Source organism: Micromonospora sp. NPDC003816 (assembly GCF_042874705.1).
Lineage (GTDB): Bacteria > Actinomycetota > Actinomycetes > Mycobacteriales > Micromonosporaceae > Micromonospora.
Genome location: NZ_JBIANP010000003.1, coordinates 846,108 through 862,273, shown reverse-complemented (window position 1 = coordinate 862,273; position 16,166 = coordinate 846,108). Strand labels below are relative to the sequence as shown.

Here is a 16,166-nt window from a genome sequence, read left to right as displayed (position 1 = left end):
CATGGATCTGTTCACCGAGGGCGACCCGGTCGCCGACACCCGGGCTCCCGACGGGCCGATCGAGACCCGCTGGGAACGCCGCCGTTTCGAGGCCAAGCTGGTCAACCCGGCCAACCGGCGCAAGATGACCGTCATCGTGGTCGGCACCGGGCTGGCCGGCGGTGCCGCCGCCGCCACACTGGGCGAGCAGGGCTACCGGGTCAAGTCGTACTGCTACCAGGACAGCCCGCGCCGGGCCCACTCGATCGCCGCGCAGGGTGGCATCAACGCCGCCAAGAACTACCGCAACGACGGCGACTCGGTGCACCGCCTCTTCTACGACACCGTCAAGGGCGGCGACTTCCGCTCCCGCGAGTCGAACGTGCACCGGCTGGCCGAGATGTCGGTGAACATCATCGACCAGTGCGTCGCCCAGGGCGTCCCGTTCGCCCGCGAGTACGGCGGCCTGCTGGACACCCGCTCCTTCGGCGGCGCCCAGGTGCAGCGCACCTTCTACGCCCGTGGCCAGACGGGCCAGCAGTTGCTGCTCGGCGCGTACCAGGCGCTGGAGCGGCAGATCGGCCTGGGCAACGTGGAGATGAACGCCCGGCACGAGATGCTGGAGCTGATCATCATCGACGGCAAGGCCCGGGGCATCGTCGTCCGGGACATGGTCACCGGCGAGATCAGCACCGAGTTCGCCGACGCGGTGGTGCTCGCCTCCGGCGGCTACGGCAACGTCTTCTACCTCTCCACCAACGCCAAGGGCTGCAACGTCACCGCCACCTGGCGGGCACACCGCAAGGGCGCGTACTTCGCCAACCCGTGCTACACCCAGATCCACCCGACCTGCATCCCGGTCTCCGGCGACCACCAGTCGAAGCTGACCCTGATGAGCGAGTCGCTGCGCAACGACGGCCGGGTGTGGGTGCCGAAGACCAAGGGCGACGACCGCAACCCGCAGGACATCCCGGAGGACGAGCGGGACTACTACCTGGAGCGGATCTACCCCTCCTTCGGCAACCTGGTGCCCCGGGACATCGCCTCCCGGGCCGCGAAGTACGTCTGCGACGAGGGCCGTGGCGTGGGCCCGACCAAGCTCGGCGTCTACCTCGACTTCGCCGACGCCATCGGGCGTCTCGGCCGCAAGGCCATCGAGGCCAAGTACGGCAACCTCTTCGAGATGTACGAGCGGATCACCGGCGAGGACCCGTACGCGGTCCCGATGCGCATCTACCCCGCCGTGCACTACACGATGGGCGGCCTCTGGGTCGACTACGACCTCCAGTCCACCATCCCCGGCCTGTTCGTGATCGGCGAGGCGAACTTCTCCGACCACGGCGCGAACCGGCTCGGCGCCTCGGCGCTGATGCAGGGGCTGGCCGACGGCTACTTCGTGCTGCCGAACACGGTCGCCAACTACCTGGCCGCCGGCCCGTTCGAGCAGGTCGACGGCAGCCACCCGGCGGCCGTCGAGGCGCGTCGCGACGTCGAGGACCGGATCCAGCGGCTGCTCGCGATCGACGGCGACCGCACGGTGGACTCGTTCCACCGCGAGCTGGGCCAGATCATGTGGGAGCACTGCGGCATGGAGCGCTCCGAGGCCGGGCTGCGCAAGGCGATCGACGAGATCCGCGCGCTGCGCGACCAGTTCTGGCAGCGGGTACGGGTGCCCGGCGACGGCGAGGGGCTGAACCAGTCGCTGGAGAAGGCCGGCCGGGTCGCCGACTTCTTCGAGCTGGCCGAGCTGATGTGCATCGACGCCCTGCACCGGGAGGAGTCCTGCGGCGGCCACTTCCGCGCCGAGCACCAGACTCCCGACGGTGAGGCCCAGCGCGACGACGAGCACTTCGCGTACGTCGCCGCGTGGGAGTTCACCGCCACCGGGCAGCCGTCGGTGCTGCACAAGGAAGACCTGAACTTCGAATACGTCCACCCCACGCAGCGGAGCTACAAGTGAACCTGACCCTGCGCATCTGGCGTCAGTCCAGCCCCCAGGACAAGGGGCGGATGGTGACCTACCAGGTCGAGGACGTCTCACCGGACATGTCCTTCCTGGAGATGCTCGACGTCCTCAACGAGCGGCTCATCCTCTCCGGCGAGGAGCCGGTCGCCTTCGACCACGACTGCCGCGAGGGCATCTGCGGCATGTGCGGCCTGATGATCAACGGTGACGCGCACGGGCCGCAGCGCGGCACCACCGCCTGCCAGTTGCACATGCGCCAGTTCTCCGACGGCGAGACGATCGACATCGAGCCGTGGCGGGCCCGGGCCTTCCCGGTCATCAAGGACCTGGTGGTCAACCGCAACTCGTTCGACGAGATCATCGCTGCCGGCGGGTACATCACCGCCCCCACCGGCAGCGCGCCGGAGGCCCACTCGGTCCCGGTGGCCAAGGCCGACGCCGACGCCGCCTTCGAGTCGGCCGCCTGCATCGGCTGCGGCGCCTGCGTGGCCGCCTGCCCGAACGGCTCCGGCATGCTCTTCACCGCCGCCAAGGTCACCCAGCTCTCGCTGCTCCCCCAGGGCCAGCCCGAGCGGTACACCCGGGTCATCGGCATGGTGGACGCGCACGACGAGGCCGGCTTCGGCGGCTGCACCAACGCGGGCGAGTGCACCGTGGTCTGCCCGAAGGGCATCCCGCTGACCACCATCGGCCGCCTGAACCGCGACTACCTGGCCGCCACCACCACGCGGAGCGACACCCCCGGCACCTGACCCGCCGGGTCCCGACCCGTCGGGCCCGCCCCCGCACCTGGCCACGTCGAACGGCCGCCCTGCCACCCCCGGCACGGCGGCCGTTCGCACACCCACCCCGCACCCGCACCACGACACCCCGCAGCATGCGCCGATCATGGAGTTGTGGCTGCGGTTCTGTGGCGATTTGGACGGCTTTACTGGCACCACCACTCCATGATCGACGCCCCTCGGTCGACGAGGGCGAGACAGGTAGTTGTGCGGATCATGACGAGGCGGGAGGGAGGCGGGGTCGGGGTCGGTTGAAGCGCGTCGGGTCGGGTAGCAGCCCCTCAGGCGACGACTCAGGGGGTACCGACATGCGGGCGTTGACGTGGCAGGGCAAGCGGGACGTACGGGTGGAGACCGTGCCCGACCCGAGGATCGAGGAGCCGACCGACGCGATCGTACGGATCACCTCCACCGCCATCTGCGGCTCGGACCTGCACCTCTACGAGGTGCTGGGGCCGTACCTGAAGCCGGGTGACGTGTTGGGGCACGAGCCGATGGGAATCGTCGAGGAGGTCGGGTCGGGGGTGACCCGGCTCAAGCCCGGCGACCGGGTGGTGGTGCCGTTCAACATCGCCTGCGGGTCGTGCTGGATGTGTCAGCGCCAGTTGTACGCCCAGTGTGAGACCACCCAGGTGACCGCCGAGGGCAAGGGCGCGGCCCTGTTCGGCTACACCTCCCTCTACGGTTCGGTGCCCGGTGGGCAGGCCGAGTTCCTGCGGGTGCCGCACGCCGACTTCGGTCCGATCACGGTGCCGGACCACGGCCCGGACGAGCGTTGGCTCTATCTGTCGGACATCCTGCCCACCGCCTGGCAGGCCGTCCGGTACGCGGACACGCCGCCCGGCGGCACGCTGGCCGTCTTCGGCCTCGGCCCGGTGGGTCAGTTCTGCACGCGGGTCGGCCGGCAGCTCGGTGCCGAGCGGGTGATCGGGCTGGACCTGGTGCCGGAGCGGCTGGAGATGGCCCGTCGGCACGGGGTGGAGGTGCTCGACGTGTCCCAGCTCGACGACGTACCCGGTGCCCTGATCGAGCTGGTGGACGGGCGCGGCCCGGACGCGGTCATCGACGCGGTGGGTATGGAGGCGCACGGCGCGCCGCTGGGCAAGTTCGCCCAGGCCGCCGCCGGGCTGCTCCCGGACAAGCTGGCCGACCCGATGATCGACAAGGCCGGGGTGGACCGGCTGGTCGTGCTCAAGGCCGCGCTGAAGGCCGTCCGGCGCGGCGGCACGGTCTCCATCTCGGGGGTGTACGGCGGCGAGGTCGACCCGCTGCCGTTGATGGAGATGTTCGACCGGGGCATCCAGTTGCGGATGGGCCAGTGCCACGTACGCCGGTGGATCGACGAGATCGTCCCGCTGCTCACCGACGAGGACCCGCTCGGTGTCTCGGACCTGCGCACCCACCGGCTGCCGCTGGACCAGGCCCCGCAGGCGTACGAGATGTTCCAGCGCAAGGAGGACGGCTGCGTCAAGGCGGTCCTCACTCCGTGACCGGTCGCCACGGGCCGGGTCTAGGGTGTCCGTGACGGGCCCCGGGCCGACGGGAGTGGGTCATTCGCGATCCGGACGAAACGCAGGCCGACCTGAGCCGGATCGCGGCACGGGTCCGGGCGGCGTACCGGCGGGAGCGGGTCCGGGCCGGCGGCGACTGGCAGGCGTACGTCAGTCTCGCCGGACCAGGCGGCCCGGTGGTCGCGGTGGACGAGTCGGCGAGCCTGCCGGTCGAGGCGTACAGCGTCAACAAGATCGCGGTGGCGACGGCGGTGCTCGACACGGTCGACCGGGGCCGGCTCGCCCTCGACCAGCAGGTCGAGGTGACCGCCGAGACCGTCACGCCGGGCGGCGACGGCATCTTCGGGTTGGCCGGCGCGTACCCCAGCCGGGTGACGGTGGGGCTCGTCCTGGCGAACCTGCTGACCGTCTCCGACGACGTCGCGGTGCGGCTCTGCGCGCTGGTCTGCCCGGCCGTCGAGGTCAACCGGATCCTGGTGGCGAAGGGCTTCCCGGACACGTCCGTGCAGCCGGTGGCCGACTCGCCCCGGTTCCACCTCGGCACCAGTACGGCCCGCGAGACGCACGACCTGTTGCGGGCGCTCGTCGGCGGCACCCTGCTCTCCCCCGCCTCGACGGCGTTCGTGCTGCGGTCGCTGCGCTCGCCGGTGGCGTTCACCGACGGCATCCGGCGCACCATGTCCTCGGCCGAGCGATCCCGGATCGCCACCAAGGCCGGCTGGTTCCGCGACGCCCGGCACGAGGCCGGGGTGATCTTCGACACGGCCGGGACGCCCCGGCTGACGTACGCCTTCTTCGCTGCCGGCCAACCGGGGGCGGACGACTTCGGGGCGACCCACCCCGCCGTGCAGGCCCGGGCCCGGTTGGGTCGGCGGCTGCTGGACCTGGCCGACCGGCTGGGCCCCGGCGAGCCTCGCCCCCTCCGCCCCGGCATCCACGGCTGAACCGGACGGCGAGGGCTACCGTGGACGGCGGGGATCAGCAGAGGGGGGCAACCATGCGCGCGCCGAAGGAGCAGACGGGACGAGTCACCGGCCGACGGATCGCGGGATCGGTGGCCGGGGTGGCCGCGCTGGCCGGACTGGCCGGACTCGCGTGGGCGGCCCGGGGCGTACCGGCCGCGCTCGGTGGCCGACTGGCCGGGGCGCGGGCGGAACGGGCGGCCCGGTCGCCGCAGTTCCACGACGGGACGTTCCACAACCGGGCGAGCACCCGGACGGCGCCCGTCCCGGACAGCAACCTGTTCCGCGAGATGATCTTCGGTAAGCAGCAGCGCCGGCCGACGGGTGCCGTGCCGCTGGTCCGCCCGACGCCCGCGCCGGACGTCGACCGGGCCCGCGAGCTGAACCTCGTCTGGTACGGCCACGCCTCCACGCTGATCGAGATCGAGGGCCGGCGGGTGCTGCTCGACCCGGTCTGGAGCGACAGGTGCTCGCCGTCGGACGCGGTCGGTCCGCGTCGCCTGCACGAGCCGCCGGTACGCCTCGACGAACTGCCGCAGCTCGACGCGATCCTGATCTCCCACGACCACTACGACCACCTCGACATGGCCACCGTGCGGGAGCTGACCGCCCGCCAGTCAGCGCCGTTCCTGGTGCCGCTCGGCGTCGGCGCGCACCTCGACCGGTGGGGCGTGCCGGCGCACCGGGTGATCGAACTGGACTGGTCGCAGACGCACCGGGTGGCCGACCTGGAGATCACCTGCACCGCCGCGCAGCACTTCTCCGGCCGGGGACTGCGACGCAACGGCACGCTCTGGAGTTCCTGGGTGGTCGCCGGTCGGCAGCGGAAGGTCTACTACACCGGGGACTCCGGCTACTTCGACGGGTACGCCGAGATCGGGGCGGCGCACGGGCCGTTCGACGCGACGCTGGTGCAGATCGGCGCGTACGACCGGGCCTGGCCGGGGATCCACATGTTCCCGGAGGAGGCCGTCGCCGCCCACCTGGACCTGCGCGGCGGGCTGTTCGTGCCGGTGCACTGGGCGACCTTCAACCTCGCGCTGCACGACTGGTCCGAGCCGGTGGACCGGCTCTGGGCCGAGGCGAAGGCCCGCGACGTCCGGCTGGCCGTGCCCCGACCCGGCGAGCGGGTCGTGGTCGACGACCCGCCGTCGGTCGACGGCTGGTGGCAGGCGGTCGCCTGAGCTCTTCGCTGTTGTTAGGAGGGGTCCCTTCCTATGCCGTAGGCGTTAGGAAGGGACCCCTCCTTGCATCTGTCAGAGGACGAAGGCGTCGGTCCAGAGGGCGCCGGAGCGACCGGAGAGGGCGTCCAGCATCGCCACCGCCTGACCGTCGGTGAGCTGGGCGACGAAGTCCACGATGGCACGGCCCCGCGCCTTGCCGAGCCGGTCCGGGGTACGCGGGTGCAGCTCCGCCTCGGCCAACTCGACCAGGTCGTGCAGCCGCCGGGGCAGGCGGGACTCCTCCTCCGGGTCGAGCAGCCACTCCAACAGCGCCTCGACCAGGGTGCCGAGCAGCCGGGCCTGACCCCGCTGGTGCAGTGCCAGGTCGGGGCGGGCCAGCACGAACCGGTGATGGACGAACTTGAGCACCTGCACCTCGTGCCACTGCGCCGGGGCCAGCAGCACGTGCCCGGAGCGCATGCCGGGCTGCTCGACCACGGTGATCGCGTCCACGAAACGGTCGGTCCACCGGGCGGAGAACCGGGCGACGTACTGTTCGGCCTCGATCGAGCCGTCGAAGGGCACCGCCAGCAGGCCCTCGACCAGTTCCTCCCGGACGTGTTCGACGGCCGCCGCGAAGGCGTCGTCGTCGGCGATCCAGGCGTCCTTGCGGTGCAGTTGGCGGCGCAGCCGCTCGATCGCCGAGCCGGGCCGGCGGGCCGAGGTCTGCAACGCCGCGTCGGTGATGGCCCGCAGGCTGCCGCCCTCCCGCTGCCAGGCCATCAGCTCGGCGGCGACCGCGCCCTGCTGGAGCACCCCGACGCGATAGAAGTCCTCCACGTCGTGGATGGCGTACGCGACGTCGTCGGCGGTGTCCATCACCGACGCCTCGACGGTCTGCTGCCAGTCGGCGATCCGACCGGCGAACGGCGCGCGGGCCTGCCGTAGGTCCTCCAGCTCGGTGCGGTACGCCCCGAACTTGGCCGAACCGCTGTCCGGGTCGTCCGGGGGCGGGGTGGCGCCGCGCGGCGGCGGGTCCATCAGGCGCGGGTGCGGGTCCGGGTGGTCGAGTCGGGTCCACGGGTACTTCAGCATCGCCGCCCGGACCGCCGCGGTCAGGTCCAGACCGGTGGTGGCCGCGCCCCGGATCTCGGTCGAGGTGACGATCCGGTACGACTGGGCGTTGCCCTCGAAGCCGTCGGTGAGGCCGAGCCGGTGCCGGGCCAGCCGGTCCAGCACCCGTTCGCCCAGGTGCCCGAAGGGCGGGTGGCCGAGGTCGTGGGCGAGCGCGGCGGCCTCCACCACGTCCGGGTCGCAGCCGCCCAGCTTCTCCACCAGGTCACGCTGCCATCCGTCGGCGGTGAGGCGTTCGGCGATCGCGCGGGCCACCTGGGCGACCTTGAGGCTGTGCGTGAGCCGGTTGTGCACCAGCAGCCCGGACCCGCCGGGGCTGACCACCTGGGTGACGCCGCCCAGACGGGTGAAGAACGGCGAGCCGACGATGCGGTCCCGGTCCGCGCGGAACGGGCTGCTCGCGAGGTCGCCGAGGGTGCGCGCGCTGCCGCCGAAGAGACGTCGGGCGCGCGGCTCCACAGGTGGTTCCATGATCGCCACGGTAGCCCGGCAGAATGCACCACGGAACCCACACCAGAAGGCGGAGCCCATCGTGACCCTCTCAGTTGATCAGCGCATCGCCGAGGAGCTCGGCGTCGCCGAGCGCCAGGTCCGCGCGGCCGTGGAGCTGCTCGACGGCGGCGCCACGGTGCCGTTCATCGCGCGGTACCGCAAGGAGGCCACCGGGCTGCTCGACGACACCCAGCTGCGGACGCTCGAGGAGCGCCTGCGCTACCTGCGGGAGCTGGACGAGCGGCGGGCGGCGGTGCTGGAGTCGATCCGCTCCCAGGGCAAGCTGGACGAGGCCCTGGAAGCGCAGATCATGGCGGCCGACTCGAAGTCCCGCCTGGAGGACATCTACCTGCCGTACAAGCCCAAGCGGCGGACCCGGGCGCAGATCGCCCGCGAGGCGGGGCTGGAGCCGCTGGCCGACACGCTGCTCGGCGACCCGGCCCGGGACCCCCGGGAGACCGCCGCCGGTTACGTCGACGCGGACAAGGGGGTGGCCGACGCCGCCGCCGCGCTGGACGGGGCGCGGGCCATCCTGATCGAGCGGTTCGCCGAGGACGCCGACCTGATCGGCACGCTGCGCGAGCAGATGTGGTCGCGCGGCCGGCTGGTGGCCCGGGTACGCGAGGGGCAGGAGTCGGCCGGCGCGAAGTTCGCCGACTACTTCGACTTCGCCGAGCCGTACCCGAAGCTGCCCTCGCACCGCATCCTGGCCATGTTCCGGGGCGAGAAGGAGGGTGTGCTCGACCTGACCATGGACCCGGAGGCCGACGGCGACGCCGACACGCTCACCGGACCGACCCGGTACGAGGCGGCGATCGCCGGCCGGTTCGGGGTCACCGACCAGGGGCGGCCGGCGGATCGGTGGCTGGCCGACACGGTGCGCTGGGCGTGGCGTACCCGGATCCTCATCCACCTCGGCGCGGACCTGCGGATGCGGTTGTGGCAGGCGGCCGAGGAGGAGGCCGTCCGGGTCTTCGCCACCAACCTGCGCGACCTGCTGCTGGCCGCGCCGGCCGGGGCCCGGCCCACGATGGGTCTGGACCCGGGTCTGCGGACCGGGGTGAAGGTGGCGGTGGTGGACGCCACCGGCAAGGTGGTCGCCACCGACACGATCTATCCGCACGAGCCGCGCCGGCAGTGGGACGCCTCGATCGAGACGCTGGCCCGGCTCGCCACGGCGCACCGGGTGGAGCTGGTGGCGATCGGCAACGGTACGGCCAGCCGGGAGACCGACAAGCTCGCCGGTGACCTGATCAAGCGTTTCCCGCAGCTCGGGTTGACCAAGGTGATGGTCTCCGAGGCGGGCGCCTCGGTCTACTCCGCCTCCGCGTACGCGGCGCAGGAGCTGCCCGGGATGGACGTGTCGCTGCGTGGCGCGGTCTCCATCGCGCGCCGGTTGCAGGACCCGCTCGCCGAGCTGGTGAAGATCGACCCGAAGTCCATCGGCGTCGGGCAGTACCAGCACGACCTGTCGGAGGTGAAGCTCTCCCGGTCGCTGGACACGGTGGTGGAGGACTGCGTCAACGGCGTCGGGGTGGACGTGAACACCGCTTCCGCGCCGCTGCTGACCCGGGTCTCCGGGATCGGTGCCGGGCTGGCCGAGAACATCGTGCTGCACCGGGACGCCAACGGGCCGTTCCGCAGCCGCTCCGACCTGCGCAAGGTGCCCCGGCTCGGGCCGAAGGCGTTCGAGCAGTGCGCCGGCTTCCTGCGCATCCCCGACGGCGACGACCCGCTGGACTCCTCCAGCGTGCACCCCGAGGCGTACCCGGTGGTGCGCCGGATCCTGGCCACCACCGGGCAGGACCTGCGGACGCTGATCGGCCGGTCGGCGATCCTGCGCGGCCTGCGGGCCACCGACTTCGTCGACGAGACGTTCGGTCTGCCGACGGTCACCGACATCCTCGCCGAGTTGGAGAAGCCGGGGCGCGACCCGCGTCCGGAGTTCAGGACCGCCACCTTCGTCGAGGGCGTCGAGAAGATCGGTGACCTGACGCCGGGGATGGTGCTGGAGGGCGTGGTCACCAACGTGGCCGCCTTCGGCGCCTTCGTCGACGTCGGGGTGCACCAGGACGGTCTGGTGCACGTGTCGGCGATGTCGCGCACCTTCGTCAAGGACCCGCGCGAGGTGGTGAAGTCCGGCGACGTGGTGAAGGTCAAGGTGCTGGACGTGGACGTACCGCGCAAGCGCATCTCGTTGACGCTGCGGCTGGACGACGACGCAGAGGCCGCCCGGGGCGGCACGCGCGAGCGCGGTGGTCGGGAGAACCCGGGCCGTCCGGAGAACCAGGCCGGTCGGGAGAACCGGGGCGGCCGGGACGGCGGCGGCCAGGGCAGTGGTGGCCAGGGTGGACGCGGCGGCGGTCGCGGTGACCGGGGTGGACAGCGTGGCGGGCCGCAGCAGCGGCAGGGCCGGGGTCCGGCCGGGCCGGCGAACGACGCGATGGCCGAGGCGTTGCGTCGGGCCGGACTGGCCTGAGCCCTCCCCGGTGGGCGGCGTACGGTGAGCGCCATGGCGGGCGACGAGGACTGGCGGGAGCAGCGGCGGCGGGCGGTGCACGCGCACGCCGAGGCCGAGTCCCGGGCCCGGGCCGTGGAGCAGGCTGCGGCGGCGGAGCTGGTGCACCGCTTCGCCGCCGACGCGACCGCGCGCGGTCTGCGCCCGGAGCGGCTGCGGGTGACGTCGTACGACGGGCGGCACCGCTACCGCACCGGGCTGACCGGCTGGTACGTCGACCGGGGCCGCTCGCGGGCGGTGGACACCCGGGGGAACTTCTATCTGCTGACCGTGCCGAACAGTCTGCGTGCGCTGCTGTTCGGCGCGGTCTGCCCGCCGGTCCCACCGCCGCTGGTGGTCGGCCGGGGTGGCCGGGACGGCGAGTCTCTGCCCCTGACGGAGCTGCTGGACCGACGCCTGGACGCCGGTGACGACTGGCCCTGACGCCGCCGACGCCGACCCTCTCAGCGTCGGTGGGTGTCGACCACCTCGGAGAGCGCCCGCTCCACCCGCTCGGCGCCGGCGGAGACCGAGAAGACCCGCTCGTAGTGCTGCCGACCGGCCTGCCCGAGCAGGTCGAGCTTCTCCCGGCCCAGGTCGCAGAGTTCGCGCAGCGCGGCGGCGATCGAGTCGGGGTCGCCAGGCCGGGCGGTGATCCCGGCTCCGCTGTCGCGGGCCACGTCGGCGGCGTCGCCCTCGGCGGCCACCAGCAGCGCCCGTCCCGCGGCCAGGGTGGCCTGCACCTTGCTCGGCATCGTGTACGCCGACATGCCGCCCGGCCGCAGGCTCACGTAGTGCACGTCGCCGGTGGCCATCAGCGCGGGCATCCGCTCCCGGGGCAGTTGCCCGAGGAAGCGCACGTGGGCCGCGCCCAGTTCCTCGGCCCGGCGACGCAGCCGTTCCTCGGTGGTGCCGGAGCCGGCGATCAGGCAGACCAGCCGGGGATCGGTCACCCGGGCGCAGGCGTCGACGAGCGAGTCCAGCCCCTGTGCCTCGCCGAGCGCACCGGCGTACACCAGGACCACCTGGTCGGGTCGCAGGCCCAGCTCCGCGCGCAGGTCACCGGCGCGGGGCCGGGGGGTCTCGTCGGCCCACATCGGGATGTGCCGCAGCTTCTCCCGGGGTACGCCACGACCGGCGAGCAGGTCCACGGCGCCGGGCGAGACGCAGGCGACGCGGGCGGCGCTGCGGTACATCGCGTCGCACCAGCCGGCCATGCCCCGCTCGACGGTCCGGGACAGCCGCCCGGTGCCGAGGAAGCCGCTGGCCACCACGCTGTCCGGCCAGAGGTCGAGGACGTGCAGCAGCACGGGCACCCGGTGCGCGTACCGGGCGAACCACATCGGGAGCGCGACGCTGATCGGCGAGTTGCCCACCCAGAGCGCGTCCAGCCCGCGCAGCACCGGCGTGCCGGAGGCCAGCGCGGAGACCGCGAAGGAGCCGTAGTTGGCCACCCGGCGCAGCGCGGAACGGTCGTGGCTCGGATAGAGCGCGACCCGCCGGATCCTGGTCGCGCCGACGGTCTCGTCCCGGCGGCGGGCCATCCGGTAGCCAGGGGCCAGCCGCCCGGTCGGGTAGTTGGGGAAGCCGGTGAGCACCTGCACCTCGTGCCCCCGGCCGGCGAGGGCGGTGGCGAGCATCCCGGGCAGTGCGGCCGGGCCGGGCTCCGGGTCGAACCATTGCGTGAGCAGGCCGATCCGCATGTGCCTCATCCCGTCTCCACCTGGGCCAGCGGGCGTACCGGCGGCGCGGCACCGTCGGTGCGCCACAGCGCGGTCAGCGACTCGCGCAGGTCGTACGCGGGCGCCCAGCCGAGCACCCGCCCGGCACGTGTGGTGTCCGCGCACATCCACGGCACGGTGGCGGAGCGCCCGGCGTCGGCGGCGAAGCCGCCGTCCCGGATGTCACCGGTGAACCCGGCCACCTCGGCCAGCAGGCGGACCACGTCGCGGACGGCCACCGCCCGGCCACTGCCGACGTTGACGACGCGGTCGGTCGTGGGCGCGCTGCGCGCCGCCGCCAGGACCGCCGACGCCACGTCCCGCACGTCGACGAAGTCGCGGTACGTGTCGTGCAGGCCCAGCGCGATCCCGTCGTCCCCGGCGGCGTGCGCCGACCTGATCAGCCCGGTGACCCGACCGAGCACGTTGCCTGCGGGGATGCCGGGTCCGACCGGGTTGAAGACCCGCAGCACGACCGTGTCGACCCGGCCGGCCGCACCGGCCAGTTCCGCCAGCCGGGTCGCGGTCAGGTGACTGAGCCCGTACTCGCTGACCGGCGCGCACGGGTGGTCCTCGGACACCGCGAGGCCGTACGGCACGGCACCGTACTCGGCGGCCGACCCGATCCGGACCAGCCGGGCCGCCGGTACGGCCTCGGCCATCGCCTCGACGAGCTTGGCAGTGGCCAGCACGTGTGCGCGCACGAAGTCGTACCCGGAGCCGACGATCCGGCCGGCGGCGGACACCACCACGTCGGGCCGTTCCCGGGCCAGCAGCGCGATCAGCGCCGGCAGCTCGATGCGGACCAGGTCGCAGGCCATCCGGTCGGGCGCCCGGACGTCGGCGTGCGCGGCGAGCAGGGCCCGGACGTGCCGCCCGAGGAACCCGCCGGCACCGAGCAGCAGGACCCGGTTCATCGGCGGTACGCGGGATCCGCCTCGGAGACCGACGACTGTGGTGGATTGCCGGTGAACTCGTGCCAGGTGGCCGCCCCCGGCGCGGAGATGCCCTGGCGGCTGGCCACCACCCAGACGGTGGCCAGCACGATCTTCAGGTCCAGCAGGAAGGAGCACCGGTCGACGTACTCGACGTCGTGAGCGAACTTGGCCTGCCACTCCAGCGCGTTGCGGCCACGGACCTGCGCGAGCCCGGTGATGCCGGGCCGTACGTCGTGTCGGCGGGCCTGCTCCGGGCTGTAGAGGTCGAGGTACTGCACCAGGTGCGGGCGGGGGCCGACGACGCTCATCTCGCCCCGCAGCACGTTCCAGAACTCCGGCAGTTCGTCCAGGCTGCTGGCCCGCAGCCAGCGGCCGACCCGGGTCAGGCGTTGCGCGTCGGTGACCAGCCCCCGGTCCGGGTCGGGGTGCCGCATGGTCCGGAACTTGACCATCTCGAACAGCTCGCCGTGCAGGCCGGGCCGCTTGTGCCGGAACAGCACCGGCCGACCGTGGGCGATCAGCACCACGAGGGCCACCAGGGCCATCAACGGTGCGCCCAGGACCAGGACGAGGAGGGCGCCCACGACGTCGAGCAGCCGCTTCCACCGGTCGTAGGGTCGCCGGAGCGCCGGGTCCTCGGCGATTCCGCGCCGGTCGCTGGCCTCGCCGGGAGCCCCGGCACGCGTGTGCGTCGCATGGAGAGCAACTTTTGGCATGCGATACGCATATCATTCTCCACTGCTCCGGATCGCGCTTTCACATTTTGTGGCGCGCGGTTCGGACCGTACGGTGGAATGAATGGCGCTCGCTTTGATCCACCCACTCCGGAAATCCGAACGAGACTCCTTTTCAAATTCGGTAAAGCCGACCCGGACCAGTTCGTGAATCGGTATGTTCGCCGGTGGATGCTGTCCCGACTCACCGCGGAACACTCGACAGGGAACAGGCAGGGCCAGATGTGATTTCCTCGCTTTCGGACAGGCGATTTCTGATTACCGGTGGCACCGGGTCATTCGGCCAGACGATGGTCTCCCGGCTGCTCGACGCCGGCGCCACCGAGGTACGGGTCCTCAGCCGCGACGAATCCAAGCAGGACGCGATGCGGCACCGTCTGCGCGACGACCGGGTCCGCTACTACGTGGGTGACGTCCGCGACTACGACAGTGTGCTCAAGGCTGCCCGGGGCATGGAGTTCGTCTTCCACGCCGCCGCCCTGAAGCAGGTCCCGTCCTGCGAGTTCTTTCCGCTGGAGGCGCTGCGCACGAACGTGCTCGGCAGCGCGAACGTGGTCGAGGCCTGCGAACGGGTCGGCGTCGAGACGCTGGTGCTGCTCAGCACCGACAAGGCCGTCTACCCGGTGAACGCGATGGGGATGACCAAGGCCCTGATGGAGAAGGTGGCCCAGGCGCACGCCCGGAACAACGCACAGGCCCGGACCCGGGTCTGCTGTGTGCGCTACGGCAACGTGATGTACTCGCGCGGCTCGGTCATCCCGCTGTTCATCGAGCAGATCCGCCGGGGCGCGCTGCCGACCGTCACCGAACCGTCGATGACCCGCTTCCTGATGTCGTTGGCGCAGTCGGTCGACCTGGTCGAGCACGCCTTCCGCCACGGACAGCCGGGCGACGTGTTCATCCGCAAGGCCGACGCCTGCACCATCGGCGACCTGGCCACCGCCCTGTGCAACCTGTTCGGGGTGCCCGCCAAGTTCGACGTGCTCGGCATCCGGCACGGGGAGAAGCTCTACGAGACCCTGGCCAGCCGGGAGGAACTCGCCCACGCCGAGGACCTGGGGGAATTCCTCCGGGTGCCGGTGGACAGCCGCGACCTGAACTACGCCCTCTATTTCGAGGAGGGCAACGTCGAGCGGGGCGCGCTGGCCGACTTCCACTCGCACAACGCCCGCCGGCTCTCCGTACCGGAGATCGAGGCGCTGTTGCGGACCCTGCCCGAGGTACGGGCGCAGCTCGAGGCCGCGGCGGCCGCCGTCGTACCCGCATGACCGAGCGGCGCGGTGCCGACCCGGTCGCGGGCGGCGGCGCGACGGAACGGGTGCCCCGGCGGCGCGACCAGGCCGACGCCGCGTCGCGCCCGGCCACCCGGCGGGTACTCGTCGTCGGGGTGACCGGCATGCTCGGCCACGCTCTCCTGCGCGAGCTGAGCGAGGACCCCGACCTGGACGTGCACGGCCTGGCCCGGCGCGTCGACGACGACGCGGGGTGGTTCCCGGCGCACCTGCGCGACCGGATCACCACGGGTGTCGACGCCACCGGGTTCGCCGAGGTCCGCCGCTTCCTCGACCTGCTGCGGCCGGACGTGGTGATCAACTGCGTCGGCGTCATCAAGCAGCGGCTGGACGTGCAGGAGGCGGTGCCGACCGTCACGCTCAACGCGCTCCTGCCGCACCTGCTCGCCGACGCCTGCGCCGACCTCGGCGCCCGGCTGGTGCACGTCAGCACCGACTGTGTCTTCTCCGGTCGACGGGGTGGCTACGCCGAGGACGACCTGCCTGATCCGCCCGACCTGTACGGGCGGTCCAAGCTGCTCGGCGAGGCGACCGGGCCGTCCGCGCTCACCCTGCGCACGTCGATCGTCGGGCACGAGCTGGCCACCCACCGTTCCCTGGTGGACTGGTTCCTCGCCCAACGGGGCCAGGTACGCGGTTTCACCCGGGCCGTCTACACCGGCGTGACGACCGTCGAGTTCGCCCGGCTGCTGCGCACCGTGGTGCTGCCCCGCGAGGACCTGACCGGGCTCTACCACGTCGCGGCCGACCCGATCACCAAGCACGACCTGCTGCGGTTGGTCGCCGACGTGTACGGATGGCCGGGTGAGCTGGTGCCGGACGACGGGTTCGTCTGCGACCGCTCGATGCGGGCCGACGCGCTCGCCGGAGCCACCGGCTACCGGCCGCCGGACTGGCCGGAGATGGTCCGGGCCATGCACGCGGCCCGCACCCGCTGGACCGAGGCGTCGACGGACCGGCCCGGCATCCGGGTCTGACGGCGGACGAGGACGACC

At 72.5% G+C, this 16,166-nt stretch carries 13 protein-coding genes; 9 read left to right on the top strand and 4 right to left on the bottom strand.

Annotated features, from left to right (window positions below):
- The first annotated feature begins 1 nt into the window (after position 1).
- From ACFYTT_RS14715 to ACFYTT_RS14695, 5 genes are all read left to right on the top strand, one after another.
- Positions 2 to 1,939, top strand: coding sequence for a fumarate reductase/succinate dehydrogenase flavoprotein subunit (locus tag ACFYTT_RS14715; protein WP_131053379.1), 1,938 nt, complete (start codon positions 2 to 4; stop codon positions 1,937 to 1,939).
- Positions 1,936 to 2,697, top strand: a complete 762-nt coding sequence (locus ACFYTT_RS14710; RefSeq protein ID WP_131053378.1) for a succinate dehydrogenase/fumarate reductase iron-sulfur subunit — start codon at positions 1,936 to 1,938, stop codon at positions 2,695 to 2,697. The genes ACFYTT_RS14715 and ACFYTT_RS14710 overlap by 4 nt, the downstream gene beginning before the upstream one ends.
- A gap of 338 nt (positions 2,698 to 3,035) precedes the next feature.
- Positions 3,036 to 4,217 (top strand): zinc-dependent alcohol dehydrogenase, encoded by a 1,182-nt coding sequence (locus tag ACFYTT_RS14705; RefSeq protein WP_131053377.1) that lies wholly within the window; start codon positions 3,036 to 3,038, stop codon positions 4,215 to 4,217.
- 197 nt (positions 4,218 to 4,414) lie between these two features.
- On the top strand, positions 4,415 to 5,182 hold the full coding sequence (locus tag ACFYTT_RS14700) for a serine hydrolase (protein ID WP_236145747.1): 768 nt from the start codon (positions 4,415 to 4,417) through the stop codon (positions 5,180 to 5,182).
- A 53-nt stretch (positions 5,183 to 5,235) separates the two neighbouring features.
- On the top strand, positions 5,236 to 6,384 hold the full coding sequence (locus ACFYTT_RS14695) for an MBL fold metallo-hydrolase (protein WP_387259486.1): 1,149 nt from the start codon (positions 5,236 to 5,238) through the stop codon (positions 6,382 to 6,384).
- A 72-nt stretch (positions 6,385 to 6,456) separates the two neighbouring features.
- Here ACFYTT_RS14695 and ACFYTT_RS14690 read toward each other — a convergent pair whose 3' ends face one another.
- Positions 6,457 to 7,968 carry a deoxyguanosinetriphosphate triphosphohydrolase family protein gene (locus tag ACFYTT_RS14690; RefSeq protein ID WP_131052870.1) on the bottom strand — a complete coding sequence of 504 codons (1,512 nt, stop codon included), beginning with the start codon at positions 7,966 to 7,968 and terminating at the stop codon, positions 6,457 to 6,459.
- Here ACFYTT_RS14690 and ACFYTT_RS14685 point away from each other — a divergent pair.
- Together ACFYTT_RS14685 and ACFYTT_RS14680 are read left to right on the top strand one after the other, a co-directional pair.
- Positions 7,967 to 10,468 carry a Tex family protein gene (locus tag ACFYTT_RS14685; protein ID WP_387259485.1) on the top strand — a complete coding sequence of 834 codons (2,502 nt, stop codon included), beginning with the start codon at positions 7,967 to 7,969 and terminating at the stop codon, positions 10,466 to 10,468. The two genes, ACFYTT_RS14690 and ACFYTT_RS14685, sit on opposite strands and share 2 nt — an antisense overlap.
- Before the next feature lie 33 nt (positions 10,469 to 10,501).
- Positions 10,502 to 10,930, top strand: a complete 429-nt coding sequence (locus ACFYTT_RS14680; protein ID WP_387259481.1) for a hypothetical protein — start codon at positions 10,502 to 10,504, stop codon at positions 10,928 to 10,930.
- A 20-nt stretch (positions 10,931 to 10,950) separates the two neighbouring features.
- Here the strand turns inward: ACFYTT_RS14680 and ACFYTT_RS14675 are convergent, their stop codons facing one another.
- Genes ACFYTT_RS14675 through ACFYTT_RS14665 form a run of 3 tightly spaced genes read right to left on the bottom strand, consistent with a single transcriptional unit; the run spans position 10,951 to position 13,861 of the window.
- Positions 10,951 to 12,198 carry a glycosyltransferase family 4 protein gene (locus tag ACFYTT_RS14675; RefSeq protein WP_387259478.1) on the bottom strand — a complete coding sequence of 416 codons (1,248 nt, stop codon included), beginning with the start codon at positions 12,196 to 12,198 and terminating at the stop codon, positions 10,951 to 10,953.
- A complete protein-coding gene (locus tag ACFYTT_RS14670) occupies positions 12,195 to 13,124 on the bottom strand; it encodes an NAD(P)-dependent oxidoreductase (protein ID WP_176093217.1) in 930 nt (309 codons plus the stop codon). The genes ACFYTT_RS14675 and ACFYTT_RS14670 overlap by 4 nt, the downstream gene beginning before the upstream one ends.
- The gene (locus ACFYTT_RS14665) at positions 13,121 to 13,861 is read right to left on the bottom strand and encodes a sugar transferase (protein ID WP_131056611.1); all 741 of its coding nucleotides are present in this window, start codon (positions 13,859 to 13,861) and stop codon (positions 13,121 to 13,123) included. The genes ACFYTT_RS14670 and ACFYTT_RS14665 overlap by 4 nt, the downstream gene beginning before the upstream one ends.
- A 242-nt stretch (positions 13,862 to 14,103) precedes the next feature.
- Between ACFYTT_RS14665 and ACFYTT_RS14660 the strand changes: the two genes are divergently transcribed.
- Together ACFYTT_RS14660 and ACFYTT_RS14655 are read left to right on the top strand one after the other, a co-directional pair.
- The gene (locus ACFYTT_RS14660) at positions 14,104 to 15,147 is read left to right on the top strand and encodes a polysaccharide biosynthesis protein (protein WP_131056612.1); all 1,044 of its coding nucleotides are present in this window, start codon (positions 14,104 to 14,106) and stop codon (positions 15,145 to 15,147) included.
- Positions 15,144 to 16,148, top strand: a complete 1,005-nt coding sequence (locus tag ACFYTT_RS14655) for a dTDP-4-dehydrorhamnose reductase family protein (RefSeq protein ID WP_387259476.1) — start codon at positions 15,144 to 15,146, stop codon at positions 16,146 to 16,148. The genes ACFYTT_RS14660 and ACFYTT_RS14655 overlap by 4 nt, the downstream gene beginning before the upstream one ends.
- The last annotated feature ends 18 nt before the right edge of the window (positions 16,149 to 16,166 follow it).

Bases quoted from the DNA above. Each gene is read 5' to 3' on its own strand.
- ACFYTT_RS14715 (WP_131053379.1), top strand. From the start codon at position 2: ATGGATCTGTTCACCGAGGGCGACCCGGTCGCCGACACCCGGGCTCCC.
- ACFYTT_RS14705 (WP_131053377.1), top strand. From the start codon at position 3,036: ATGCGGGCGTTGACGTGGCAGGGCAAGCGGGACGTACGGGTGGAGACC.
- ACFYTT_RS14695 (WP_387259486.1), top strand. From the start codon at position 5,236: ATGCGCGCGCCGAAGGAGCAGACGGGACGAGTCACCGGCCGACGGATC.
- ACFYTT_RS14685 (WP_387259485.1), top strand. From the start codon at position 7,967: ATGATCGCCACGGTAGCCCGGCAGAATGCACCACGGAACCCACACCAG.
- ACFYTT_RS14690 (WP_131052870.1), bottom strand. From the start codon at position 7,968: ATGGAACCACCTGTGGAGCCGCGCGCCCGACGTCTCTTCGGCGGCAGC.
- ACFYTT_RS14680 (WP_387259481.1), top strand. From the start codon at position 10,502: ATGGCGGGCGACGAGGACTGGCGGGAGCAGCGGCGGCGGGCGGTGCAC.
- ACFYTT_RS14675 (WP_387259478.1), bottom strand. From the start codon at position 12,198: ATGAGGCACATGCGGATCGGCCTGCTCACGCAATGGTTCGACCCGGAG.
- ACFYTT_RS14670 (WP_176093217.1), bottom strand. From the start codon at position 13,124: ATGAACCGGGTCCTGCTGCTCGGTGCCGGCGGGTTCCTCGGGCGGCAC.
- ACFYTT_RS14665 (WP_131056611.1), bottom strand. From the start codon at position 13,861: ATGCCAAAAGTTGCTCTCCATGCGACGCACACGCGTGCCGGGGCTCCC.
- ACFYTT_RS14655 (WP_387259476.1), top strand. From the start codon at position 15,144: ATGACCGAGCGGCGCGGTGCCGACCCGGTCGCGGGCGGCGGCGCGACG.